At 45.4% G+C, this 24,669-nt stretch carries 22 protein-coding genes; 4 read left to right on the top strand and 18 right to left on the bottom strand.

Features of this window, described 5'->3' with window-relative positions; all coding sequences use genetic code 11:
• Positions 1-301: 301 nt before the first annotated feature.
• On the bottom strand, positions 302-2,119 hold the full coding sequence (locus MKY01_RS07015; protein WP_127551341.1) for an APC family permease: 1,818 nt from the start codon (positions 2,117-2,119) through the stop codon (positions 302-304).
• A 261-nt stretch (positions 2,120-2,380) separates the two neighbouring features.
• A complete protein-coding gene (gene rhaD, locus MKY01_RS07010) occupies positions 2,381-3,226 on the bottom strand; it encodes a rhamnulose-1-phosphate aldolase (protein ID WP_127551343.1) in 846 nt (281 codons plus the stop codon).
• A 438-nt stretch (positions 3,227-3,664) separates the two neighbouring features.
• Between rhaD and MKY01_RS07005 the strand changes: the two genes are divergently transcribed.
• Complete coding sequence (locus MKY01_RS07005) at positions 3,665-4,150, top strand: hypothetical protein (RefSeq protein ID WP_339285998.1); 486 nt, start codon at positions 3,665-3,667, stop codon at positions 4,148-4,150.
• Here MKY01_RS07005 and MKY01_RS07000 read toward each other — a convergent pair.
• The 6 genes from MKY01_RS07000 to MKY01_RS06975 all read right to left on the bottom strand — a co-directional run bounded on the left by MKY01_RS07000 (position 4,068) and on the right by MKY01_RS06975 (position 9,460).
• Positions 4,068-4,589: a GNAT family N-acetyltransferase gene (locus MKY01_RS07000; RefSeq protein ID WP_127551347.1), complete on the bottom strand. Its 522-nt coding sequence runs from the start codon at positions 4,587-4,589 to the stop codon at positions 4,068-4,070. The genes MKY01_RS07005 and MKY01_RS07000 overlap by 83 nt on opposite strands.
• A 237-nt stretch (positions 4,590-4,826) precedes the next feature.
• A complete protein-coding gene (locus MKY01_RS06995; protein ID WP_101314123.1) occupies positions 4,827-5,114 on the bottom strand; it encodes a hypothetical protein in 288 nt (95 codons plus the stop codon).
• A gap of 189 nt (positions 5,115-5,303) precedes the next feature.
• A complete protein-coding gene (locus MKY01_RS06990) occupies positions 5,304-5,792 on the bottom strand; it encodes a DinB family protein (protein WP_076216923.1) in 489 nt (162 codons plus the stop codon).
• Positions 5,793-5,819: 27 nt separating this feature from the next.
• Complete coding sequence (locus MKY01_RS06985; protein WP_339285996.1) at positions 5,820-6,755, bottom strand: helix-turn-helix domain-containing protein; 936 nt, start codon at positions 6,753-6,755, stop codon at positions 5,820-5,822.
• Between the two features lie 256 nt (positions 6,756-7,011).
• Positions 7,012-8,178 (bottom strand): hypothetical protein, encoded by a 1,167-nt coding sequence (locus MKY01_RS06980; protein WP_036668987.1) that lies wholly within the window; start codon positions 8,176-8,178, stop codon positions 7,012-7,014.
• A 61-nt stretch (positions 8,179-8,239) separates the two neighbouring features.
• Positions 8,240-9,460: an amidohydrolase family protein gene (locus tag MKY01_RS06975; protein ID WP_036611244.1), complete on the bottom strand. Its 1,221-nt coding sequence runs from the start codon at positions 9,458-9,460 to the stop codon at positions 8,240-8,242.
• A 496-nt stretch (positions 9,461-9,956) separates the two neighbouring features.
• Between MKY01_RS06975 and MKY01_RS06970 the strand changes: the two genes are divergently transcribed.
• On the top strand, positions 9,957-12,011 hold the full coding sequence (locus tag MKY01_RS06970; protein WP_339285992.1) for a helix-turn-helix domain-containing protein: 2,055 nt from the start codon (positions 9,957-9,959) through the stop codon (positions 12,009-12,011).
• Between the two features lie 5 nt (positions 12,012-12,016).
• Here MKY01_RS06970 and MKY01_RS06965 read toward each other — a convergent pair whose 3' ends face one another.
• Entirely contained in the window at positions 12,017-12,871 is an 855-nt protein-coding gene (locus MKY01_RS06965) for an AraC family transcriptional regulator (RefSeq protein WP_235200774.1), read from the bottom strand.
• Positions 12,872-12,976: 105 nt separating this feature from the next.
• Between MKY01_RS06965 and MKY01_RS06960 the strand changes: the two genes are divergently transcribed.
• Positions 12,977-16,096: a glycoside hydrolase family 2 TIM barrel-domain containing protein gene (locus MKY01_RS06960; RefSeq protein WP_339285990.1), complete on the top strand. Its 3,120-nt coding sequence runs from the start codon at positions 12,977-12,979 to the stop codon at positions 16,094-16,096.
• A gap of 94 nt (positions 16,097-16,190) precedes the next feature.
• Positions 16,191-16,934: a hypothetical protein gene (locus MKY01_RS06955; protein WP_076327286.1), complete on the top strand. Its 744-nt coding sequence runs from the start codon at positions 16,191-16,193 to the stop codon at positions 16,932-16,934.
• A gap of 282 nt (positions 16,935-17,216) precedes the next feature.
• Here MKY01_RS06955 and MKY01_RS06950 read toward each other — a convergent pair whose 3' ends face one another.
• The 9 genes from MKY01_RS06950 to moaC form a co-directional block, all read right to left on the bottom strand.
• Positions 17,217-17,564: a hypothetical protein gene (locus tag MKY01_RS06950; RefSeq protein ID WP_127551707.1), complete on the bottom strand. Its 348-nt coding sequence runs from the start codon at positions 17,562-17,564 to the stop codon at positions 17,217-17,219.
• An 86-nt stretch (positions 17,565-17,650) separates the two neighbouring features.
• Positions 17,651-18,694, bottom strand: coding sequence for an NAD(P)/FAD-dependent oxidoreductase (locus MKY01_RS06945; RefSeq protein WP_339285986.1), 1,044 nt, complete (start codon positions 18,692-18,694; stop codon positions 17,651-17,653).
• Positions 18,695-19,280: 586 nt separating this feature from the next.
• A complete protein-coding gene (locus MKY01_RS06940) occupies positions 19,281-19,721 on the bottom strand; it encodes a hypothetical protein (protein ID WP_282319098.1) in 441 nt (146 codons plus the stop codon).
• A gap of 198 nt (positions 19,722-19,919) precedes the next feature.
• Positions 19,920-21,554, bottom strand: coding sequence for a chaperonin GroEL (groL, locus tag MKY01_RS06935; RefSeq protein WP_036611259.1), 1,635 nt, complete (start codon positions 21,552-21,554; stop codon positions 19,920-19,922).
• A gap of 72 nt (positions 21,555-21,626) precedes the next feature.
• Complete coding sequence (gene groES, locus MKY01_RS06930; RefSeq protein ID WP_017690077.1) at positions 21,627-21,908, bottom strand: co-chaperone GroES; 282 nt, start codon at positions 21,906-21,908, stop codon at positions 21,627-21,629.
• 400 nt (positions 21,909-22,308) lie between these two features.
• The gene (tatC, locus tag MKY01_RS06925) at positions 22,309-23,091 is read right to left on the bottom strand and encodes a twin-arginine translocase subunit TatC (RefSeq protein WP_017690078.1); all 783 of its coding nucleotides are present in this window, start codon (positions 23,089-23,091) and stop codon (positions 22,309-22,311) included.
• A gap of 78 nt (positions 23,092-23,169) precedes the next feature.
• A complete protein-coding gene (tatA, locus tag MKY01_RS06920; RefSeq protein ID WP_036668966.1) occupies positions 23,170-23,418 on the bottom strand; it encodes a twin-arginine translocase TatA/TatE family subunit in 249 nt (82 codons plus the stop codon).
• Between the two features lie 214 nt (positions 23,419-23,632).
• Positions 23,633-24,118, bottom strand: coding sequence for a MogA/MoaB family molybdenum cofactor biosynthesis protein (locus MKY01_RS06915; protein WP_017690080.1), 486 nt, complete (start codon positions 24,116-24,118; stop codon positions 23,633-23,635).
• Between the two features lie 37 nt (positions 24,119-24,155).
• Positions 24,156-24,659, bottom strand: a complete 504-nt coding sequence (gene moaC, locus MKY01_RS06910) for a cyclic pyranopterin monophosphate synthase MoaC (RefSeq protein WP_223869015.1) — start codon at positions 24,657-24,659, stop codon at positions 24,156-24,158.
• Positions 24,660-24,669 lie beyond the last annotated feature (10 nt).

Here is a 24,669-nt window from a genome sequence, read left to right as displayed (position 1 = left end):
AATGTTAGATCCACTTCAGCACCACGTTATCTAGTGTAAGAGTCGAATGTCACAGCAAAATTCATTCTGAATCAACGTAACGTTAATCATGGACAAGGGACTTTACGGAAATGTGCATCCATTCGAAAGCGGTATCCAAACCGGATTTCATGACAAAAAACCGCAAGAACTCCACTGTTTGGAGATATCCCTGCGGTTTGATGTGTAAATGGAATATAAACGTTTGCTTATTAATAAAAGCGACTCATTTTACAATAATCTGTAAATCTTCCAAACGAGGTAAAGCGATTAACCGTTCGAGTTAACGATTAAGATGATATGGCACCGTGGTGACAATCACGTCTTTGTAATTGATCAGATAGGCTCGGATCATGAAGCTGGTCTGGTTGTGCAGTACATTTTGCCACCAGTGCTTGGTGATGAATTGCGGGATTAATATAGTGATGTGATCGGTCTCGGCCGTTTTCCACTCTACAGTATCAATGAATTTCTTCAGCGGCCCCATAATGCTACGGTATCTCGATTTGATCACGACCAGACGAACGCCTGGATTCCACTCTTCCCACTTCTGCTCCATCTTGCGTATGGCCTCATCATCGAATCCAATGTACAGCGCGACCACGTGATCCGACATCGTCTGGGCGTAACTGATCGTATTCATAACGACCCGGGTAATGCCCGCAACAGGAATGACTATCGTATTGCCTTTTTTGGCTGGCTTATCAACCTGAATATCAATCCGTAGCTCATCTGCAATGTTGCAATAGTGACGGTGAATACGCATGAACACATACACAACGAGCGGCAAAAAGATAAAGATGACCCATGTCTGTGTGAACTTGGTGAAAATAAAGATCAGGGTAATCGATAATGTGGTCAGCATACCGACGGTATTGACCAGCAACTTCATCTGCCAGCCAGACGGCTTGACTTTGATCCAGCGAATCATCATACCGAGCTGTGACAGGGTAAATGGAATGAACACCCCTACCGCATAGAGCGGAATCAGGCTTTCCGTATTCCCTTTGAACCCGACCACCAGCAGCGCAGACATCACACTGAGGAAAATGATCCCGTTTGAGAAACCAAGGCGGTCTCCTCTGACCATAAATGCATGCGGCATGTATTTATCCTTTGCCATCATGAAGGATAACAGCGGAAAAGCCGAATAAGCTGTGTTGGCTGCGAGGAACAGGATCAGTGCCGTTACACCTTGGATGATAAAATACATCGTGCCCCTGCCAAACGTCGCTTCAGCAATCTGGGAAATGACCGTTGCTTTGGGATCAGGCTTCACTCCGTACCCATAAGCCAGTAAGGTGATACCGATGAACATGGCTCCCAATATACAACCCATGAGCAGTAATGTACCCGCGGCATTTTTCTCAGCAGGTTGCTTGAAGTTCGGGATTGCGTTACTTACCGCTTCCACGCCAGTCAAAGCCGAACAACCGGAGCTAAATGCTTTTAATAACAGAAACACACTCACATGGGATAGACTAGTTCCGAATTCTGGTGCAGCTGCTTCCATCCCCCCGGCAAGAAATTTGATTCCGCCCGAGATAATCAGAACCGCAATCGAAAAGATAAACAGATAAATGGGGATCGCCAGCACAGACGCTGACTCCGTCACTCCCCGCAAATTCATAATGGTTAGAAAAACAATCATAATCAGAGCAATCACAACACTGTAGTCATGCAGCATAGGAAAAGCCGATGTAATCGCATCCGTCCCTGCGGACGAACTTACCGCAACGGTCAAAATATAATCGACCAGCAGAGATCCTCCGGCAATCAGACTGGATGTTGTACCCAGGTTATCCTTGGCTACGATATAAGCGCCGCCCCCTGTTGGATAAGCAAATATCGTCTGGCGATAAGAAAAAATTAAAATGACGAGTAATCCCAGCACGGCGATGGAAATCGGAACGGAGTACCACAGGGCGGCGAATCCGGCCGCAACGAGCACCAGCAAAATCTGTTCCGTACCGTAGGCAACGGACGATAGGGCATCCGAGGACAGGATGGCGAGTGCCTTCCATTTCCCCAATTTTTCTCCATCCAGTTCAGCCGATTTCATGGGCTTGCCTATTAAGATTCTCTTCATTTTGCCAAGCATGATCATAACTTCCTTCCGTCTCTCATCTGTGAAGCATTGTTATTATGCAAAATCGCAGAGCCGTTGACAATACGTCATTTCACCCGAATTTCGCCAGCGCGTGATAATGCATTCTACGATTCAATAATCGATAACAAAGCCATTCTTGTTCAGCAATTTGAACTTTTTTGAACCAAAATGACGATTGTTCGTCAAAAAAAAGGAAATGGCCTTTGGTTCAATGAACCAAAGACCACTTCCTTGATCTATGCGTTGACTATTTTATCTGCCCAGAATTCCGGGACGAGGGGTAACACCAAACGCTTGTGCCAGTGTGGTCAGCTGCTCATCTGTAATTCTCTGCCGGATCTCGTGACCAGCGACCAGCATATACACTTGGGCTGCCTTCTCGATCGTCTCAATCAGACCAAAAGCCTCGTCAATCGTTGCGCCTGTTCCGAATATGCCATGTTGCGGCCAGATGACCGCGTGATATTCTTTCATTTTCTCAGCCGTTTCGCGGCCAATCTCGTTTGATCCAGGAATCATCCATGGAATAATGCCGATCCCATCCGGAAATACAACCACACACTCCGTGCACATCTGCCAGAGGGTCTTCGTGAATTTAGCTTCATCCAATTCGTGGATAAACGTCATAGCCAATACATGAGTGGCATGGTTGTGCATGACAACCCGGTGGTTCGGGTCCAATTTCAAACGTTCGATATGGCTCATGAAATGTGTAGGCAACTCACTTGTTGGATTCGCCCCCGACTTCAATCCCCAGAGTACTTCCAGCTCCTGTCCATCCTGCGATACACGCAGCAACCCTAGATTACTCTCCGGATCAGCGAGTACATTTTTGAAATATTTGCCCGATGCGGTCACGATAAAATACTTGCCTGCCAGCTCATGCACCGAAAATGCCGGTTTGATCTTGCGAATCACATGATGGATATCGATATATTGGGCAACTTCCTCTACCTCCAGCAGATAGCTGACATTACCGCCATTGCGCTCATCCCAGCCATTTTTCCACATATGTTGTGTAATCTCAGCCATCTCACGAACAAATGGGATATGGAAACCTGCAGCCTGCGTTGTTTCATTGCTAAGGGTCACGTTCATGATCAATCTCTCCTTATATTGAAAATCAAATGGCTTGCCACGTACATAGTAAGTTCCTTATTTCACATTCATTATACCTTTGTTTATATTTGATAGTCAATAACAAACACAGAATTAACCTTTTATTTTTCTTTGTTTAGTTTTGTTTATTTGAAAATAAAACAAAAAAAATACCCCACCGGCGCCCGGCGGGGTCAGTCACACATCTATTTAACACGAGAAGGGGTTTACAAGACTTATCTTACCTCTGCTACCTTAATAGAAGCTGAAAGCGAAATAAAAAAAGCATGAAAACATATATCTCCTTGGGACAGAAGATTCAGTTCCTCCTTTTCATTCAGTACATATCTCTCTCTGTCCAAACGCTTTTGTCGATTCTAACATATGCTATTCTAGCTTTTCTCAGAAAAAGTCATTCATAAAAAAGGAGTTGGACCTATGGCAGTCCTTTCTACAGGCCCGATCGAGAACAACCTCTCCGGTGGCAGCAGGCCTACACAACAGGTCACCATCAAAATGGTCAACACCGATTCCATCAATACGTCCAATGTACTCATTGAAGGTTATTTCCTGAATGGAACGAGGACCTTATATGTGCTGCAATCCGTTAATCTGACCCCCGGGCAAGTCTTCTCTCAAACCTACTATGCCAACCTGGATGGATACGAATATGTATTCACAACGGGTGGAGGCGCAGCTGCATTAACTGAAATTTCAGTGTGGGAAAAGACAGCAACGGGCAAATCGTCACTGCACATCGTATTGTTTCGAATGAACTTGTTCTATAAAAAAGAGGAAACCAGATGCCCTCAATCCCTGTCCTTCATTGGTCGGGGGTTTCTTATTTTCGCAGCACATACGATGGATGCTTCTTTCCTGTCGGTTCATAACGTTCATCACCTGTATACTCAAATCCCAGCTTGATCAAGATGTGACGTGACACTTCATTATCCGGATGATGCCCGGCAAACAGTGCCTTCGCCTTCATTTCGTCAAAGGCATACGTAATCACCGCACGCGCTGCTTCCTGGGCATACCCTTTGCCCCAGTGATCCCGGGTTAGATGGAATCCCAGTTCATACATATCCTCTTCTGGAGAATACGGACGCAGGCCACAACAACCGACAAACACCTCCGACTCTTTCTCAAAAAGGGGCCAATATTGTACACCCGCTTCCTTCTGCCTTTGAATCTCCTGTGTCAATCGTGCCTCTACCTCATCCTCGCTCAGAAATCCCTTGCTGCTAATCCACTTGGCAACCTCATGATCGCCCCACAATGCAAACGCCAGCGCACGATCTCCTTCGTTCCAAGTCGCACATTCCAACCGTTCCGTTTCAAATAAGATTGTTCTATTCATCATCCACTAACCTCCTGTATGCCAACACCAATCTGCGTGCCGCCTATACCTTAAATTAATCGAATGAATGCCAAAGTAAACAAGCCTGTATAAAGGCGCTGTTAACGTTTAAAGCATCGAATACAGATGTAATCGTAAACAAGCCACTTAATTAATTTAAATCTATGTATATCCATAAAAAAAGAAAACCCCTGCCGACAAGATGTCCGACAGAGGCCATTCCAATCCAGTTCACACCAATTACAAATCACCTACGGCAAATTGAATTGTTCCGGAAGCTGCGCCCCCAAGGTTAGCTAACAAAGCAAACACCAGAACTCCACCTGCAGAAATGGTAAGGCTGCTGTTTACAGGAACAACGTAAGTGACTACTGGTGCATTAACACGTGTGATCACGAGAGATACAGGAAAGGGTCCAAAGTTGTTCACTGTAGCGCTGGCATTGGTGCCTCCAGCCAAGTTTTCGTAGTAAGACTTGCCTACACCGGCTGGAAGATTGTAAAACTGTTGCGGTAAAAGGATGGCCATTGAAATCACCTCCTTTTGCTTTGATACGGTATTCTATGCTTGAAATCTATTAAAGCAACGGTGAATTACCAGCGTCATAATGTCCAATTTTAATAGACTTCATAGATTGATAGACGAATGTACGCAAAAAAAGCCCCACCGGACCATCCGGTGGAGCCAACTAAGCTTACTTTAATATTACAGGTTTAATTACGCATACAGCATGAAAAAGTTCAGTTCATGGCCCTGCTGCTTGAGATAGTTATACAGCTGCGAACGGTGATGGAATACATGCGTTACCGTTTCAATCTGCCATTGAACCTGCAAGTGACCATGTTCCATATAAAAAGCTTTTGTTGAACGATTCAAAAAGTCATCTTCGCTCAATCCCGTGATATACGCTTTGTAGGATTCGAAATTACTCCATAACGTTGCTTCAAGCTTCTCGATATCCTGAATCCCCGACAGACTATTCTCCACCAGCCCAACCTCAGCTTCACCTTTTTCCTGCATAATGGCAAGATCCGATGCCGTGATTTGGATAAAGTGATGCACTAGCTCCACCAATGAACGCATATTCTCCTGTGGACGATACGACCAATCCTCCGAACGGATCAAGCGAATTAACGAAGCCCCCGTCCGTACGCCTGTTTCCAATTCATTTAACAAGTGATCCCGAATCTGCAATGTTCCATTCATATATGATGTCTCCCTTATCTTTTATTCTCACGACTTCAGTATAACCGAAGGTGCTGCAGATCTATTGTACAAATCGGACAACAATTTGCCGTGCTCCCTGGCTGCCGTCAACGGAGTCTCTCCATAAAACTTGCGAAATTGCCGAATTAGATGGGCTTGGTCAAAAAATCCATGATTCTGGGCAAGCATTGCCCAGTCTGCCGTGTTCCCTTGATGAATATCACTCAACACACGATGAAAACGAACCACCTCACTGAATCGTTTGGGACTGATTCCAACCCACTCCGAGAACTTGCGATGCAGCTGCCGCTCACTGATCACTTCACGCATCGCCAGCTCTTGGACACTCATACGTCCCCCATCCATAAAGATACGGTGAAGCACGTTTTTCATCAGATCGTTCTCCGATGTGCTTCCCTGCACGGGCAACGGACTCAAGTACGCATTCATAACCTCTACTCGCTCTGCAAAATGATTCGTTTCGGCCATCCGTTCCTGAAGCTCGTTCAGCTTCTCCGGCCAACATTCCTGAAGTGTAATTCGCTTATCCGTAAACCACTCCAGAGGCATGCCATGGAAGACATGCGCTCCACCCGGGAAGAACCGGACACCAAAGGTGTAGTCTCCAGCAGGGGAGCCATCATCGGATGGCTCAGGTACAGCGAACGGATGTGTATAATTGCCACAGTAAGCATAGGAGTGCTTTGAACAGACCGGGTCGTATGTAATCAGCATGTCCGTGCAACCATCCGGTAATACCCGGGCAGGTACCGTCATCATCGATCGCTCTGGACCTTCTCTCTTAGCAACATCCGCATGTGTGTTCGGAAGAGATCCTGATTCCCAATAACAGGCCACATAAGCCATCAGACCAGCAGCAGGTACTTTCTCAACATAATAACTGTTAGGGTACGTTCCATTCATCTGAATAGGCTTAAACAACGGGTGCAAACTGTGATCCACAATTCCATCCTCCGGTCACTAGAGTTGGTTACACATTATGTATTCATCTATCATACCATCAACCGCAGAAATGAAGAAAAAAAAGTGCCCTACCGGAGGACAATCCGATAGGGCCAGTCACACATCTATTTAACACGAGAAGGGGTTTACAAGACTTATCTTACCTTCCCAACCTTAATGGAAACTGAAATTGGGATGAAAAGAACATCAATTTTTCTTATAGTGCGTGTTCAAAAAGACCATTTTTGACAACCTCTTAAAGTGTCTTGATCAGTATGGACGCAATTAACACGGATGCTGTTGTGACCGTTGTGAATCCACCTACCAGCATCGGCGTTAAAATCTCATCGAGGATGGCTTTGCGTTCATTTTCATCACGTCCAACTGAACGGCTTACTTCCTCACAGATGATGTAGTCCCCCGGAAAACCGAATAGTGCAGTCAGTGCCACAGGCAGACCTTTGAGCGGGTCCCATTTGAACAGCTTGGAGCCAACAAATCCACCGATCAGCACCCCAATCACACCGATTGCGATAATGAACAACACTGGAATAATGGAACTAACCACCGCATCGAAAGTGATCGACTCCATACTTGTCATAACGACTACGATCAGACCTATCATGGCAATTCCCGATGTACTTGCTTTATCCAGAATACGAGATGGGAACAGTCCGATCAGATGTCCGAGAACCCCCAGCAACAGAGCCCAGATACTGTAGCTAAGTCCGGTTACATTACCTAGATAAATGGAGAGACTACCCATAATGAACAAGAGCAACAGCAGAATAGGTGCGGTCTGGAATCGCTGCGGAAGGAATGTTTTGGCATTCGCTTCTTTAATGTTCACATGGCCTTCCCCTGCAACCTTGTTCTCAAAAGCGCCCTGCTTCTGCAGTTTTAACGCATATCTGCGCAACATATTGGTTGCAATCGGCATCCCCACGAGGGAATGAATACCCAGAATAACAGCCGGAATTGTAATCAGATGACCCAGATTCATCTCTTGCAGCTTCGTGGTTGTGATCAGATAAGAGATAATGCCACCAACAACCGGACTTGATCCGGCAACAGCCGTAGGATAACCATAGAACGGTGATACGATTAACAGGATAAGACCTGTCGCCGTGAGTGATGCGAACAATGAGATCAGTATTGCTTTATATTGGGAACGTATTAATTTCAGCGGTATTAATGTTCCCATGTGTACAATCAGCGGAGCCACCATGAGAGCCCCGAACGCCGTCAGAGCAGAGCTGGATACCACTCCTTTAGGAAATAACCCCGCCCAGTTCAGCAGCAAATATCCGATCAGAATAACAAGCAAGGAAGGAATTCGCGCTTTGGACCAGATCGAAACCAGTTCCCCTATAGCTAAAATAACAAGCAATACTGTGGCGATATATATCGGTTGACTAAACATGGTGACTTCTCCCCATTCTCTATGTTGTCAGTGCAGTTCAGTACACGTAGAACCATCGTTCTTATTTCAAGCGTTCACCTGATAAATAGACCTGTTCGATATTCTCTGTGTTTTCGAGCAGTCCAATATCCGTCAACGGATTCACATTCAGTACCAGCAGATCAGCAGCTTTGCCAGGTTCAATCGTACCGATCTCCGCTTCCATCTGCATCGCTCTCGCCGCATCTCTTGTTGCGGCTACAATCGCTTCCATCGGCGTAAATCCAACATCTTCAACAAGCAATCGAAGTTCGAGTGCATTCCCGCCATGCTCAACAGGTGCACATGTGCAGAAGTCTGTCCCTACTGCAATGGTTACGCCTGCCTTACGCGCGATAATCATGTTCTCAATATGCTCCTGATATACACTTTTGGCTTTGCGGATGCCAAATTCGGGAACACCGTATTTATGCCCTTCTTTGATGATCCGATGTACAATCGCCAGCGTTGGCACCAGAACCGCCTTTTGATCCAGCATCATGCCAATGCCTTCTTCATCAATATAGATCCCGTGTTCAATGGTGCGTACGCCCGCTTCCAACGCATTTTTGATCCCCTGTGCACCTTGCGCATGTGCAGCCACATAAGACTGTACCGCTTCCGCTTCATACACGATCGCCTTCAGCTCATCCATGCGGAATTGCGACCAGCGAGGGTCATCTTTCTCCGAAAGTACCCCGCCTGTGGAACACACTTTAATGAAATCCGCCCCTTCACGGAACTGCGTGCGTGTTGCCTTAATGACTTCGGGAACGCCGTCACACACGGTGAAGATATTCAGTTCCGTTGGAATCATATGGATATCTGCATGTCCACCCGTCTGAGAGAGCATATGACGGGAAGTTTTAATCCGCGGCCCCTTCACCACACCTTCCTTGATCAGATCGCGAATGTATACAGCAACATGGCTACCGACATCCCTGACGGTTGTGAATCCTGCGTTGATCAGCTTCGGCAGATCCTGAAGTGCTCTCCCCATCTGGAGTTCATTGGCTTCCAGCGCCACCGCAGCCATATTCAGATTTTTGGCCCCGTGTACATGGACATGGGCATCGATTAGTCCCGGCATCACCGTTTTGCCTGTTACATCAACAAGCTCGGCATTTTCCGGAATTGGAACGGTTGCTTTTGCACCCGCTGCTATGAATTTCCCGTTCTCAACCAGGACCACACTATCAGAAACAGGTTCTCCACCTTGTCCATCAATCAACAATGCACCTACAAAAGCAGTAATTTGACTCATCTGTACTCCACCTCATTTTCAGACTTGATTGTAAGTTCAACTAAAGAATATTTACACTGACCACTCCGATGACAGAATAACCTTCCGATCGCTGTTATCCCCAGATTTTTTTTGATTCCCTTCTCCAAAGGGAAAATCCGGGGATAGCGTATGCTTCCGAAGTAGCTTTCTTGCGAAAGCTTTTAGGCGAACGCTTTGCTTCTTCACGTTATTTCTGTCCTCTCCGTTCTCGTGTAAAAAGTTAAGTTGAACTTAAATATTACGTATATCTGTTCGATTTACAGCTCTACTGTTTTACTACGATGAAATTGTATTGTGTTAAAGTTAATGACATTATATAAGTTGCATATGTATAATGTCATTGTTGACAGCAACAGCATTCTAATATTAATTATGGTGATATACACAATACAAAATATAAATCACACAGCATAGTGAAGATCATGTTATATATGTAAGCATTTTGCCATGTGAACACAAAAGGAGTACGTTTGCTATGATTCATGAAGCGGTTCGCTCATTTATGGCTCAAGTCTTTGGGTCTGTTCCGTACGGAATCTGGATCAAGGATGAATATGATTTCCAGTGGAATAACTGGCTACGTGAAGGAGAGTTACCTGAATATACAGATCAAGAACAGATTGAATCATCCTGGAAAATTCTCAGGTATACGTTTGTTTTTTTGTCTAATATCAACATTCGTGTGGTTATCGATACCCAGAAGCAACTTACCCTGTTACAGAGTGAACGTCTGGAGTCTTTGATTCGGGAAGGACTGCTGAAACAACAGATTGAGATGGAACGTGCACACAATGATCGATGGTTGACCGGACTGCGGGAGCTGACCTGTTCCCTGGAGCTGAACGATTTGTTACTCAAAATCATGGAGAGTGCGCTCCATGTCATCCCCTCCCTTTCCTGCGGGCTGTTCATGATGGTTGATCCGAACTCTGGCAAGATGATTCCTAGAGCCAAGGTCGGTTTTCAGGATAGCGTGTATCAATATCAGGGCGAGCTGGATGAGGGCATTACGGGAAAAGTATACGAGGAAGGCATTGGCCGAATGTATAGCACACCGGATGATGCCTTTAAAGATATGGGCAATGTTAGTCAGGAGAATGCGGATATCATTGTAAGTTCACTGCCTGACGGTAATATGGCAAAAGGACTTATCGCCGTTCCCGTGACAATGAATACTCACAAAATCGGTGTAATGCTGGTATACCAATTTGAACAAAACAGACGATTTGCCCCACATGATCTGAATGTGATGCAGGGATTTGCGGATCAGGCAGCCATTGCCATCTCCAACGCCACCATGTATTCAGAACTGCTGGAGACGAACCGATATCTCGTTAGCCGCAATGAAATTCATAATCAATTCACGGCACTTTCCATTGAACATGTGAGCCTCGGACATATCATTGAGACGGTTGGGTCGATGCTGAAACTTCCCACCTATTATGTGGACATGGCGAGAAATGACTGGTACCCGCTCATCCCGGAAAGTGTCTTGCTAAGTGAGCTCGATATCTATACTGCTCTGGACAGTCAGTTTAACCCCATCACCTTATCCGGTGGAACGGATCATAGCGATCATTACCTCTATCCCATTGTGAACGGATCTCTGGTGCTTGGCTGTTTTGCCATCCAATTAGATCATCCGTTAGGTCAGTTGGATCATGTGATTTTGGAACAAGGCGGAGCTATTGTGATGCTGGAGATGGTGAATACCTACTCACTCACCGAGATGTCCTATCGGAAAAACCATGATTTCTTCAGCGATCTCGTGCAATATAGAGAACCACAGCAGTTGGAGGCACGACTTTCCAGCTTTCGGTTGCCAGCCCATCAGTCCTTGTTCGTCGCTCAATTGCAGCTCTATGGGGAACATCCCGATATGAAAACAACTGAAAATTGGGTGCGCAAGTTGATTGGATTTATCGAAAAGGAGCTGGGCACCCGCGAACATCTATTGTTCAGCGCACATCACAAAATTACGATTCTGGCTGCGGCATCCGAGCCCAAGGTCAGACACTGGATCATCAGCAGGCTGGAAACGGCTGTGGAGAAATGGACCACCCCTAAGACTCCTGCCCTATCCATTGGTATCGGTGGACTTTATCAAGGGCTTGAGTATGTGTGCAAAAGCAATGACGAGGCTACACGCTCGTTGTCCTTTTTGCTTAAACAAAACAAAGCGGGCCTGATGCTCTACGAAGAAATCGGGATCAATCGGCTGTTTCTGAATCAGGAACCTTCCGATATCGAGAACTACATTCACGAAATTCTGTCCCCTCTTCAACAGCAAAAATCAGGAGAGCTTGAACTCACACTCAAAACCTACATTGCCGCGAATCGATCTGTGCAAGTCACAGCCGAACGTCTGCACATTCATACCAATACGTTGTATCTGCGCCTGCGCAAAATAGAGGAGATTCTAGGTGTTGATCTGAACGATTCCGAGGGTTGGATGAAGGTGTATCTGGCATGTCATTTAAGCGAAGTATACTCTGTTGCTCCTACCGCGAGTGGAGCACTAAAATTGTAACTCCATCAATTCAGTCCATGCAGTTTGCGAAAACGCTCTGGACTCATGCCTGTATGCCTTTTGAACATCGCACAGAAATAACTGGCATTCTCGTAACCCACCCGATCAGCAACTTCATATATTCGAAGCTCTCTCTCACTGAACATGAGTTGTTTGCTTCGATTGATCCGTTCCTGGTTCACGTAAAATACAGGTCTGGTATGGAGTGCCCTCTGAAATAGCCTGCACAAATATTGGGGAGATACCACAGCCACATCGGCCAGTTCCTTCAGGGAAAGTGAACGATCCAGATGCTCTGCGATATAACGCAGCACAGGCTTCAAGCGCTCCAGTTCATCATTATAATTGGCGGATGCGATGAGTAGTGGCTTCAGATCCAGCAGCAGGGCATATAATTGTTTGGAGCATTCAACATCGTAGTCTGCGTAATCCGTATCACCGCCATTCTCTCCTCTAACCAGAAGTTGCTCCAGGCCACGCAGCAGCGTTGCTGTCCTGAGTCTGTATACGCGTGAGCCGGTTATCCCCGCATAAGATAATAACTGGCTAGCCTCTCTCCCTTGAAACGAGACCCAAGCCAGTTCCCAACGGTCACTAATGGGCAAATATCGATGCGGTACATCAGGGTACAGAAAGAAAACGTCACCCGGTCCGACGATATACTCGTCTTCTTGTATAATCAGTCTCCCCTGACCATGAATAATCTGGTGGATCTGATAATCCGGGAATCCCTCTGGACGCTCGGTTTCATATTGGTGTTCCCAGTAACCAACCGTGGTCATATAGATCGGCAGACGAGCAGCTTCTTCTGTTTTACCAAAAAAAATCCGGGTATCCATCCAGTACACCACTTTCTTCATCGTTAGTTTCATATTGTGATATATATGGGCAATATTCTTTATTCTCTAAGTATCAATTCAATTCTATAATGACAATATTATAACATTTCAGAAGGAGTTGCTGTTATGCGAAAGAAACTGGTACACACCCCTCCGGCAAATGGATACCCGGAATGGAACAATAATCCCGAGACTTTTCAAGTAAACCGTCTACCCGCACATGCTTCTATGGTAGCGTTTCCATCTATAACAGAAGCATTGTCCAATGATTCCAGCGCATCGCCATGGTACGAATCACTGAATGGTCCGTGGAAGTTTGCCTTTGCGGAGACACCGGAGCAACGGATTACATCCTTTTATGAGAACAACTATGATGCCAGTGACTGGGACGAGATCGCCGTTCCTTCTAACTGGCAGCTACAAGGGTACGATTATCCCCACTATACAAATATGACGTATCCGTGGGTGGAGCGTGAGCCTGAATTGAAGCCACCATTTGCACCAACAACTTATAATCCGGTGGGTTCGTACATCCGCTCGTTTACTGTTCCTGCTGACTGGAAAGACCGTCCTGTCCTGCTGCACTTCGAGGGTGTTGAATCCGCCTTTTATGTATGGGTCAACGGGGAACTCGTCGGTTATAGTGAAGACACGTTCACACCCGCAGAATTTGATATCACTTCGTATCTAACGGAAGGTGAGAACAAGCTCGCTGTGGAGGTATATCGCTGGTGTGATGCGAGCTGGCTGGAGAATCAGGACTTCTGGCGGTTAAGCGGAATCTTCCGTAGTGTATACCTGCATTCACCTTCACCAGTTCAGATCGCCGATTTCTTTGTTCGTACTGAACTGGATGACGCGTATCAGGATGCGGAGCTACTGCTGGATTTGAAATTATTTAATCATAATGCCGCGCAGACCCCTGCCGGATTGTCCGTTCAGGCGCAGCTCTATGATGCACAACAGCAGACAGTGCTGAAGCAACCACTTACTGCGGCCGTTACTTTCCAGGGCGAGGATGAACTTTCATTCCAGTTGTCAGCAGAGGTTATGAAGCCGCTACTATGGAGCGCTGAGTCCCCTAACCTGTATACACTTGTGCTGTCCATTCAGGACGAATCAGGCGAAACACTGGAAGCAGTCCGTAGCCGAATCGGATTCCGTAAGTTTGAACTGAAGGACGGCCTGATGCAAATCAATGGCAAACGCATTGTATTTAAAGGCGTCAATCGTCATGAATTTTCCCCCGATAAGGGTCGAGCCATTGGGCGGGAAGACATGATCCGTGACATCGAGTTGATGAAATCCTATAACGTTAACGCCGTGCGCACATCCCATTATCCAAATCAGTCTCTCTGGTACGAACTGTGTGATGAATATGGCCTTTATGTCATTGACGAAACGAATCTGGAAACTCACGGCACCTGGGAATATGGGCAAAAGGAAATGAACGAGAACAATATTCCCGCGAGCAAGCCGGAATGGCGTAATAACGTAATAGATCGCTGTAACTCCATGTTCCAGCGGGATAAAAACCATCCGTCCGTCATCATCTGGTCCCTTGGCAATGAATCCTTCGGCGGCGATAACTTCATTGCCATGTACGATTATCTGAAGCAGGTCGATCCAACACGACTCGTTCATTATGAAGGTACCTACCATTATCGCCCTTCCGATTCGGCAAGCGATATTGAATCAACGATGTATATCAGCCCACAAGATGTGGAGCAATACGCGCGCATGAAGGGACCGAAGAAACCTTATATTATCTGCGAATACAGCCATGCCATGGGTAATTCTTGTGGAGGTCTGCATCTGTATTGGGATTTGTTCGATAAATATGATGTGTTGCAGGGTGCATTCATCTGGGACTGGGTTGATCAGTCCATTCGTACCACTACGGCAGACGGTGTAGAATATTTTGCTTATGGTGGCGATTTCGGTGAATCTCCTCATGATGGCAATTTCTGCGGGAACGGATTGATTCTGGCGGATAAGACGGTTACACCGAAGCTGGAAGAAGTGAAGAAATGTTATCAGAACGTTCGTATGGAAACCGTTGATGTCAAAGACGGCCTGCTGCGCATCAAAAACCAGTTCCTGTTCACGGATCTGAGCGAATATTCGCTCGTATGGACAGTAACTCACGATGGCAAATCTGTAGAGAACGGTACGTTGGATATCGCGGTACCTCCTGGCGAATCGGTTGAAGTCCGAATCCCTTATACGCCATCTTCCGATCTGTTCCAGGAAGCGGTGCTGACTGTATCTCTGGTTACCAAAGTGGCAACCAAATGGGCAGGAGTAGGTCATGAGATTGCCTGGGATCAGTTCGTGGTATCTCCGAGATTGCGTCCAATCCAACCGATACGTCAAGGACAAGACAATGCGCCGCAGGTGCAGGATCTGCAAGATGAATTGAAAGTGACTACAGGCCAAGTCAGGTTGAGCTTCAATCCAGCCACTGGCGCGTTAACATCCTATCAGATTAACAATCAGGAGCAATTGCTCGCACCTGTCCGGCCGAATTTTTGGAGAGCCATGACAGACAATGATATGGGGAACCGCCTGAATGAGCGTTCTGCCTTCTGGAGAGATGCTCACGCTACCAGCAGATTAATTCGCTTTGAGCACCATGCAGACGAACAAGGTATTCTTGTAACGACCGATTATACGTGGGATCAACATCCGGGATGTACGCTGTCCATCACATACCGAATTGATGCGGATGGTGTATTGGAAATCAGTCAAACCCTTATTCCAGGCGTAGGCTTACCTGATCTACCGGAATTTGGTATGCTGCTACAACTGAATAACCGCTTGGATACAATCTCTTGGTACGGCAGAGGCCCGCATGACAATTATGCAGACCGTCTAACCAGTGCACGTCTCGGTTATTACACAGGTGCGGTTCGAGATCAATTCGTCCCTTATCTGAAACCACAAGAGTGTGGTAACAAAACGGATGTACGCTTCGCTGAAATTACGTCAGCGGATGGTCAGCTTGGCCTTCATGTTGAAGCCACCATACCATTTGAAATTAATGCGTTGCCGTGGACACCGGAAGAACTGGAAGCAAACGACCATGTGTACAAATTACCTCAGAGCACACAGACTGTCGCCCGCATCAATTACAAACAAATGGGTGTTGGCGGAGATGACAGCTGGAGCGCACGTACCCATGTCGAATACACCTTGCCAGCCAACCGCGCGTATCACTTCACCTTTACGGTAAGACCTGTATAACATCAAGCAAGTACTGCTGGCAGCATGCCGGCAGTGCTTTTTTTGTTGGGGCAGTGAATAGTGGGAGTTTGAACTTTGTCATGGGAACATTATAATGAATGAGGTGCAAGAAAGATTTGTACCAGCTATTACTCTATTACGAGGTGAGAATTTGCAATATCTGTTTACCACTCTCTTCATTCTTGGATTTATCGCTTTTTTGGGATTTGTTGTTGGGATGATCTTGTCTATTCGCAAAGGTAATAGGTTGCCAATCAGATTTATTTTTCTAACAACGGCCTGTTTTGCGATTGCTTCAATAGGTTTGTATGGGATGCTGAATTTATCTTCGAACTCTACTCAGTCTGAAATAGATCAGACCCCTTCATCCCAGATTAAACTTTCTGGCCTCCACATGACTACCGAAGAATTTAAAAACAAGTTTAATGGCGCCGTAGGCAAATACCGACTGAATGGGTTGAGTATTACCCGCTTGAATATACAAGACTCTTCCGAGCAGGGCACTGACACTTTCGAGTATGTATTCAATGACGAATTACGCTTGGTTGGTGCAGTGAATGCAGATGAGAGCATACAGGAAGTCAGGTTGTACGGAACTGGTGATACGCGTAAACCAACAGGTGGAATTTTTTTGACTGCTATCGCCACACTCATTCTCACAACCAATAGTGAGTACACGTATAACGATGCACAAGATGTCATCCAGGATATCAGTCTATTGGATCGTGATGTGAATCAGTCTGATTTTGATGGAGCGACTATTCGCAACGGATTAGAATATCGCTTCAGCGTTCAGGATTCTGAGCACTCTACTTTTGAAATAACTGTTGCGAGATAAGATGCGATTGTGCAAAAAGGCCGCTCCATGAAGGAACGGCCTATCGTGTGATATGTACTTTTTTTGGATAATTCAGTAGTCACAGTCTCTGATCTAACATTTTCCTATTTTAGGGATTAGTAAGCCAAAAAATTAAAGTAATCACTATACAAAAAAGCGATACAGGGTACAGTATCCATTTACTGATCTTATCTTTGTAAGTGACAATCCAACAAACAATGCATACCCAGGCGATTAATAGTTGCCATAAGTCCAATGATGAACACCTCCCGCATGCAAGAGTTACTCAAAAGTTACAATCTCGCTTTGATTGTTCCAACTCATTTTAAAGGTAATCGGGTCTTTCGTTTTCTCCGCCTCAGTAACCGTTCCCGACATACTGAATGGTACCCCTTGTTCTTCAAGCGCTTTCCCCTGTTGTTCTATATTATTGCCGGTAAGGTCAAACACAAAATCCTTTATACGCTTTTCATCACCTATATAAGTAATACTATAGTTCCCTGTTGATCTCTGTAGAGAAACATCCCAGTTATCGCTCTTTCCGTGTATTATATCATCCGCACCACAAGCTGAGACAATAGATAAAAGTACTATAACACAAAGAATCAATGGCAGTCTAAATAATTTCATAATATCCCTCCTTTTAGTAATATACCCAAAAATGTGAGTTATGATATTTTCTACTCATCCCGAGCATCTGCCTAATATAATGCGTCTTACCTTTGTATCACATGATTAACGATTTTCTGAGCATCGTATTTAACCCATCCCAACAGTGCTGAACCCCGTGATGTTTGCCAAGGTAGCCCTACAAAGTACAGTCCAGCAACCGGTGATACGCCTCTCTCGTGTATAATTACACCTTGGGCATCAAAAGCAGTATTAATATCGATCCAACTATCATTTCGCTTAAACCCAGTCGCCCAGATAATATTGTCTATGCGTGTCTCACTACCATCCTCATATAGGATGCGGTCATCTATTGCATTAATGGCACGTGGGCGCAGGTTAACTTTTCCCTGGGTCATCAATTCTTTTAACTTATAGCCATATACGTACTCAGGCTGATTTCTCAACCATTTTCCAACCATACGATCTGCACTTGCACGTAATATTCCAAGCTTTTCAAAATACCAGAATATACTTCGTCTCATAATATGCAAAGGCCTAAAGGTAATATTTCGAGCTATGGATATGTATACGGTTTGTTGTTCATCTGATGTCAACTCTACGGCGATTTGGGCACCTGAATTCCCTCCGCCTACAACTACTGTTGTTCCAGGAAGCAATTGAGAGATATTTTTATATTCTGATGAGTGAAGCTGAATCACATTCTCGGATAATGCTTTCGCAAAATGAGGAACATTTTTGGTCTGGAAAGGCCCCGTGGCAACGATAATATTGCGCGCTTCAATCGTTCCATCATTGGTTTCAGCATAGTACACCTCATCTTGCTTCGAGAGACGGGAGATTTTACAGTTTAACTTTATTGGAAGCTCCATTTGTTTAGCATAGTTTTCAAAACAATCTGCAATTTCATCTTTGCTTGGCAGGCTATTTTCATTTCCACTAAGAGGCATTCCCGGTAACCCATCATACATTCGTGGGGTAAAAAGATGTAAGGAATCGTACCGTTTACGCCAAGATTCCCCGACAGACGAGGCAGCATCAACGATTAAAAAGGTTAACCCCGACTGTTGAAGATAGTAACCTGCTGCCAAGCCTGCTTGCCCAGCTCCTATAACCAATACATCGTACATATGTATCATCTCCAGTATCGTCTATATATTAATACATGAGTACTTATTCATATGTTTATTTTACTTAACAACTATCTGTTTAGCAATAGAAGAAAACATCACTACTTCCTTTTACAAGATCAGCCATTAAAAAGACTCCCTCACGGGAGCCTTTTAATCATTTCAGTGCAAGTTTCTTATAACTTCTCATGTATGCTACGTGCAAAGTATGATAGGTTGGTTGAATTCTACCTGGTGTATCTATCGATGTCATCGTTCGCAGACTGATGCTCTCTTCTATGGTAATCTTCATGCTGACGAACGTCGTTCTTTAATTTCACTAAGAAACCCCACCCCATAAAGGCAAGTATAAGCACAGTAATCAGTGCATAAGCAAAGCTATATAGATTCATAAAAAAGTTGATAAATATTGCAGCGAGCATCAAGCACAGAATCCATAATGTCCACTTTGTACCCTTTCTCAAATCATTTCCTCCTCAAGTCGTTACTGATAAGCTCTCTATGTATCACAGTACATACGAAACCATAGGAACGAGGTTTCAATCACAGGGCTTCAAATCTACATTTAGAGCGAATTACCGAATCTTTAATTAACATCAGTTCCAAGAGAAACATCCAATATGCCCGACATCCCTTGCGCAGAAGAGGTACTTACATAATACGAACCCGTCGACAATGCTTTGTCACTATAATATGTATGCTCTTTTCCGTCTGCCGGGACCCTGCCATACAATATTTCAGTTCCACTAGGTGATCCTTCATTGATCGTGAACGTGAAGTGTTTCGAACCCGTGTTTTTAAAACTCACTTTAACATAACTAAATCCTGCCCGAATATCAAACCGATGCGTATTTGTAGTACCTGCGAAATTCTCATTATTAATTACTGTGAATGTAGTTAATATAGTATCACTAGCTTCATTTACTTTTACAAATTTACGTTCGGAATCAGAAGTGAAATTATAGATTAAGATGATAACAGCAGCAGACACTAAACCTGCCACTATCATTTTTCTAATATGTTTCATGATATATGCCCTCCATATCTCTTGATACTAACTTTGATTATACAAATACTCAACAACACAAAAACCACTCCTTAATTAAGAAGTGGTTTTTGTATTATTTATAATTTCTAGCAGTGGCCGCCTCACAAATTCTTGTCACATCGTAACGAGAATTCACTCTGCCAGGCACATGATGCTTTAAAGGTTTTTACACCTTTATTACATCATGCCGCCCATTCCACCCATACCGCCCATGTCAGGCATTCCGCCACCAGCACCTGCTGGTTCTGGTTTGTCAGCGATAACTGCTTCAGTAGTCAAGAACATTGCTGCTACGGAAGCCGCGTTTTGCAATGCATAACGAGTTACTTTCGCAGGGTCAACGATACCAGCTTCGATCATGTTAACCCACTCGCCAGTTGCAGCGTTGAAGCCGATGCCTGTTTGTTCTTTTTTCAGACGTTCCACGATTACGGAACCTTCTTCCCCAGCGTTAGCTGCGATTGTGCGGATTGGTGCTTCCAGAGCACGCAGGACGATGTTTACGCCTGTTTGCTCGTCACCGGACAGAGCTACAGCCGCAACCGCGCTATATACGTTCATGAGCGCTGTACCACCACCGGATACGATACCTTCTTCAACCGCAGCGCGAGTTGCGTTCAGGGCATCTTCGATGCGAAGTTTGCGTTCTTTCAATTCTGTTTCAGTAGCCGCACCAACTTTGATTACTGCTACACCGCCGGACAATTTAGCCAGACGCTCTTGCAGTTTCTCTTTGTCGAACTCGGAAGTTGTTTCTTCCAGTTGTGTACGGATTTGGCTAACACGTGCATCGATATCGGATTTGTTACCAGCACCGTCAACGATGATTGTGTTTTCTTTTGTTACACGGATTTGGCGAGCTGTACCCAGTTGTTCCACCACAGCGGATTTCAGGTCCAGACCCAATTCTTCCGTGATCAATTGGCCACCAGTGAGGGCAGCGATGTCTTGCAACATTGCTTTACGGCGGTCACCGAATCCTGGAGCTTTAACAGCTACAGCATTGAATGTACCACGCAATTTGTTCACAACCAGCATAGCCAGTGCTTCGCCTTCGATATCTTCAGCGATCAATACCAGCGGTTTGCCTTGTTGAACGATTTTCTCAAGCAATGGCAAGATATCTTGCGTGCTGGAGATTTTTTTGTCTGTGATCAAGATGTACGGATTGTCCAAAACAGCTTCCATTTTGTCCGTATCAGTGATCATGTAAGGAGAGATGTATCCACGGTCGAATTGCATACCTTCAACCACTTCAAGCTCTGTAGCGAATCCTTTGGATTCTTCTACAGTGATTACGCCATCCTTACCTACTTTTTCCATAGCTTCAGCGATCAGTTCGCCTACTTCTTCGTCAGCTGCAGAGATTGCTGCAACTTGTGCGATGGATTGTTTGGAATCGATTGGTTTGGAGATGGATTGCAATTCAGCAACCGCAGCTTTAACCGCTTTGTCGATCCCTTTACGGATACCGATTGGGCTAGCGCCTGCAGTTACATTTTTCAGACCTTCTGTGATCAGCGCTTGCGCCAATACAGTTGCTGTTGTAGTACCGTCACCGGCAACATCGTTGGTTTTTGTTGCTACTTCTTTAACCAGTTGTGCACCCATGTTCTCGAATGCATCTTCCAGTTCGATTTCTTTAGCAATGGTTACACCATCGTTAGTGATGAGCGGGCTTCCGAATTTTTTCTCCAGAACCACGTTGCGGCCTTTAGGACCGAGTGTTACTTTTACTGCATTAGCCAATGCGTCCACACCACGAAGCATGGAGCGACGAGCGTCTTCACTGAATTTAATGTCTTTAGCCATGTTAAGAAAACCTCCCTAGTTTTGTTGGAAAATGGTAGTGCTATATGGTTCGGTTATCCGATTAAATTTGAATTAGTCGAGAATCGCGTGAATATCGCTTTCTTTCATAATCAAATATTCTTTACCTTCGAATTTGATTTCTGTACCGGCATATTTGGAGAAAATAACGCGATCTCCTTCTTTCACTTCCAGAGCTACACGTACGCCGTCTTTCAATACTCCAGCACCAACTGCAATGATTCTACCCTCTTGCGGTTTTTCTTTGGCGGAGTCCGGGAGTACGATCCCGAAAGAAGTTGTTTGTTCTTGCTCCAGTGGTTCTACCAATACGCGTTCACCTAAAGGTCTGATCATGAAAAATAGCCTCCTTTTGAAATTATATAACGTTACATTGTAGGTTGTAGCCATATGTATTAGCACTCGACAGTGTTCAGTGCTAACAACCAACTTTATGATACTCAACTTGAAGCATGATTTCAAGTCCTTTTGACGAATTCCTGCGAGAATTTACGTTGAATTTACACAAACATAGCCAAATTACACCCGCTGTGCCTGGTTCTATGTTGCAATTCACTAATCTTATTCTACGAAATTGTTTAACCCTTCTGCAACGTTAACAGACAGTCCCTTCCCCATTGTATCCATTGTTGAACATAATATGCCTGCTTGTCCTGTCGTGTTGGTCGGCAGTCTACAGAAATAACCCGGATAAGAACATACCGTCTTTTCCGGGCACATTACAGCTTATCCTCATTCAGCCCGCATGTTTCTTATCCTCGGCACGAACGTAGCGGGATTCGATCTCTTCATCGGCTGCAAGCTGCTTGCGATATACGATTGCGGATAATAACACACTGATCTCATATAACAAGAGCAAGGGAATCATCACCAGAAGGTCGGAAATAAAGTCTGGAGGTGTAATGACCACTGCAATGAAGATCAGAACAAAGTAAGAGACTCTGCGCATCTTGCGAAGACGAATTGGATTCAGAATCCGCAGTCCTGTCAGAAACATAATAAGTAAAGGAAGTTCAAATAACAGGGACACAGGCAGCACAATGCCAAACAGGAAGCTGAAATACTGTTTCATCCCATAGGTCTCCACAAGCCCCATCTTCTCCGTTATCGCTGTTGTGAAGGCAAGTGCCATCGGAAAAATAACATAATACGAGAAAGCCATACCTGTCAGAAATAAAAGAAACACATAGGGCACATACTTCAGCGTCGCTTTTCGTTCGCGCGGCTTTAGCCCTGGACTAACAAACTTCCAGATCTGATACACCGTAAACGGCAGTGTAATAATAAGTGAGAACAACCCTGCAATCTTCATATAGATGCCAATCCCGTCCCAGAACGAGAAGGCATGTAATACAAAACCTTTTGCCGACTCTGCCTTGGTCAGATATTGGTATACCGGGTCCGCCACAAAAAATCCTGCAATCAGTCCCAGCACAAAAATACTTAATACGTAGATCAGCCGCTTCCGCAGCTCGCTCAGATGTTCCGTAATCGACATTTCTTCCATTTGCTGCGTCATGCCTGCCCCCCATTATTGCCAGCTTAAAATACAAAACCCTTCCGGCAGGAAGGGATTTCTCTTTCATTGCCGTCAAGATTATTCCGGCAGGCGTTTATCAGCAGGCTTGTCTGCAGGTGTGCTCTCAGCCGCCAGCGGTTTCGCCTTCTCCTGCTCTTTGCGATTGGACGAGTCATCCTCAGAGATAATCTCGCGAGCGCCCTCTTTGAATTCACGGAAGGTACGCCCAACTGCACGTCCCAGTTCCGGAAGTTTGTTGGGTCCAAACAACAACAATGCAATCACGGCCAGCAAAATAAAGCCCGTTGGTCCAATGGAACTAAACATTGATATTCCTCCTCGTCTCAAGCTTCGAAGATGCGCATACTCGGCCAGATGTTCATAGATGTCTCTGCTGCGTTCTTAATTTAAGCCCATCATACCATAGATGTAACCACTTACATAACCCGCAAAATTCACAAATAAGATAAGAGATGTCACTAGAACAATCTAACACCGGTTCATGGCTAATCGGATATCTTGCCCCAGAGTCCGTGCTCGATTATTGCTTGAACTGACCCGTAACCATCAGCAGCGCTTCCGGAAGCTGATCCATAATGGCCGCCAGATGTTCATGCACACCCTTTGGTGTACCTGGCAGATTAACAATCAGCGTGCGTCCACGAATGCCACATACCCCGCGGAACAGCATTGCAGAACGGTTTTTGCTCATTACACTGTACCGCATGGCCTCCGCCATCCCGGGAACTTCCCGCTCAATTACGCGCCGGGTCGCTTCCGGAGTAATATCACGAATGGCCAGCTCCGTGCCACCGGTAGTCAGCACCAGATCGGCGTGAAAATAATCCGTCATCTCAATCAAAGCCGCAATAATCTCATCGGGTTCATCCGGAACGATACGGTACTCCACGATTTGACCACCCAGCTCTTCTTCCACCAGCTCCCGAATGACTTGTGCACTCGTATCCTCACGTTCCCCGCGGGCTCCTTTGTCACTGGCTGTCAGGATTGCTGTTCTCCACACCATAAAGATCACCCTTCTCCTCTATGAAAATAAATATTACCTATCGGCTGTAATCACCGTTTTTGCCACCACTCTTGGAATTCAACATGGTTGGACCGATAATCATATCTTTTTGCATGGCCTTGCACATGTCATAGACCGTCAGTGCTGCAGCTGAGGCAGCCGTGAGCGCCTCCATCTCAACACCCGTTTTGCCTTCGGTTTTGACAGTAACTTCAATGTGTAATTCATCCACTCCGTTATCATGAAAACGAATATCCACACCCGTCAGTGCCAGCGGATGGCACATCGGAATCCAGTCCGACGTTTTCTTCGCGCCTTGAATCCCGGCAATCTGAGCCACAGCCAGAACATCACCTTTGCCAATTCGGCCCTCCCGAATCGCTTCCAGTGTATCTGGATTCATCGTCACTTTGGTTACAGCCACAGCCGTACGTACGGTAATTTCCTTACCTGAGATATCAACCATCCGGGCCCGCCCCTGTTCATTAAAATGGGTCAGTTTACCACCGGAAGCCTGGCCGTTGTTCACTTCTGAACTCAATCACATCACA

Origin of the sequence: Paenibacillus sp. FSL R5-0486, assembly GCF_037975155.1 — a bacterium.
Taxonomy (GTDB): Bacteria; Bacillota; Bacilli; order Paenibacillales; family Paenibacillaceae; genus Paenibacillus; species Paenibacillus amylolyticus.
Note: the sequence above shows the minus strand (reverse complement) of the source record. Positions and strands in the feature narration are given on the sequence as shown.

Excerpts from the sequence above, each read along its gene's own strand:
- MKY01_RS06940 (WP_282319098.1), bottom strand. The coding sequence starts at position 19,721 with ATGAAACATATTAGAAAAATGATAGTGGCAGGTTTAGTGTCTGCTGCT.
- MKY01_RS06995 (WP_101314123.1), bottom strand. The coding sequence starts at position 5,114 with ATGGCCATCCTTTTACCGCAACAGTTTTACAATCTTCCAGCCGGTGTA.
- MKY01_RS07015 (WP_127551341.1), bottom strand. The coding sequence starts at position 2,119 with ATGCTTGGCAAAATGAAGAGAATCTTAATAGGCAAGCCCATGAAATCG.
- MKY01_RS07005 (WP_339285998.1), top strand. The coding sequence starts at position 3,665 with ATGGCAGTCCTTTCTACAGGCCCGATCGAGAACAACCTCTCCGGTGGC.
- MKY01_RS07000 (WP_127551347.1), bottom strand. The coding sequence starts at position 4,589 with ATGATGAATAGAACAATCTTATTTGAAACGGAACGGTTGGAATGTGCG.
- rhaD (WP_127551343.1), bottom strand. The coding sequence starts at position 3,226 with ATGAACGTGACCCTTAGCAATGAAACAACGCAGGCTGCAGGTTTCCAT.
- MKY01_RS06965 (WP_235200774.1), bottom strand. The coding sequence starts at position 12,871 with ATGAAGAAAGTGGTGTACTGGATGGATACCCGGATTTTTTTTGGTAAA.
- MKY01_RS06975 (WP_036611244.1), bottom strand. The coding sequence starts at position 9,460 with ATGAGTCAAATTACTGCTTTTGTAGGTGCATTGTTGATTGATGGACAA.
- MKY01_RS06970 (WP_339285992.1), top strand. The coding sequence starts at position 9,957 with ATGATTCATGAAGCGGTTCGCTCATTTATGGCTCAAGTCTTTGGGTCT.
- MKY01_RS06960 (WP_339285990.1), top strand. The coding sequence starts at position 12,977 with ATGCGAAAGAAACTGGTACACACCCCTCCGGCAAATGGATACCCGGAA.
- groES (WP_017690077.1), bottom strand. The coding sequence starts at position 21,908 with ATGATCAGACCTTTAGGTGAACGCGTATTGGTAGAACCACTGGAGCAA.
- MKY01_RS06990 (WP_076216923.1), bottom strand. The coding sequence starts at position 5,792 with ATGAATGGAACATTGCAGATTCGGGATCACTTGTTAAATGAATTGGAA.
- groL (WP_036611259.1), bottom strand. The coding sequence starts at position 21,554 with ATGGCTAAAGACATTAAATTCAGTGAAGACGCTCGTCGCTCCATGCTT.
- MKY01_RS06950 (WP_127551707.1), bottom strand. The coding sequence starts at position 17,564 with ATGAAATTATTTAGACTGCCATTGATTCTTTGTGTTATAGTACTTTTA.
- MKY01_RS06915 (WP_017690080.1), bottom strand. The coding sequence starts at position 24,118 with ATGGTGTGGAGAACAGCAATCCTGACAGCCAGTGACAAAGGAGCCCGC.
- tatC (WP_017690078.1), bottom strand. The coding sequence starts at position 23,091 with ATGACGCAGCAAATGGAAGAAATGTCGATTACGGAACATCTGAGCGAG.
- MKY01_RS06945 (WP_339285986.1), bottom strand. The coding sequence starts at position 18,694 with ATGTACGATGTATTGGTTATAGGAGCTGGGCAAGCAGGCTTGGCAGCA.
- tatA (WP_036668966.1), bottom strand. The coding sequence starts at position 23,418 with ATGTTTAGTTCCATTGGACCAACGGGCTTTATTTTGCTGGCCGTGATT.
- MKY01_RS06980 (WP_036668987.1), bottom strand. The coding sequence starts at position 8,178 with ATGTTTAGTCAACCGATATATATCGCCACAGTATTGCTTGTTATTTTA.
- MKY01_RS06955 (WP_076327286.1), top strand. The coding sequence starts at position 16,191 with ATGAATGAGGTGCAAGAAAGATTTGTACCAGCTATTACTCTATTACGA.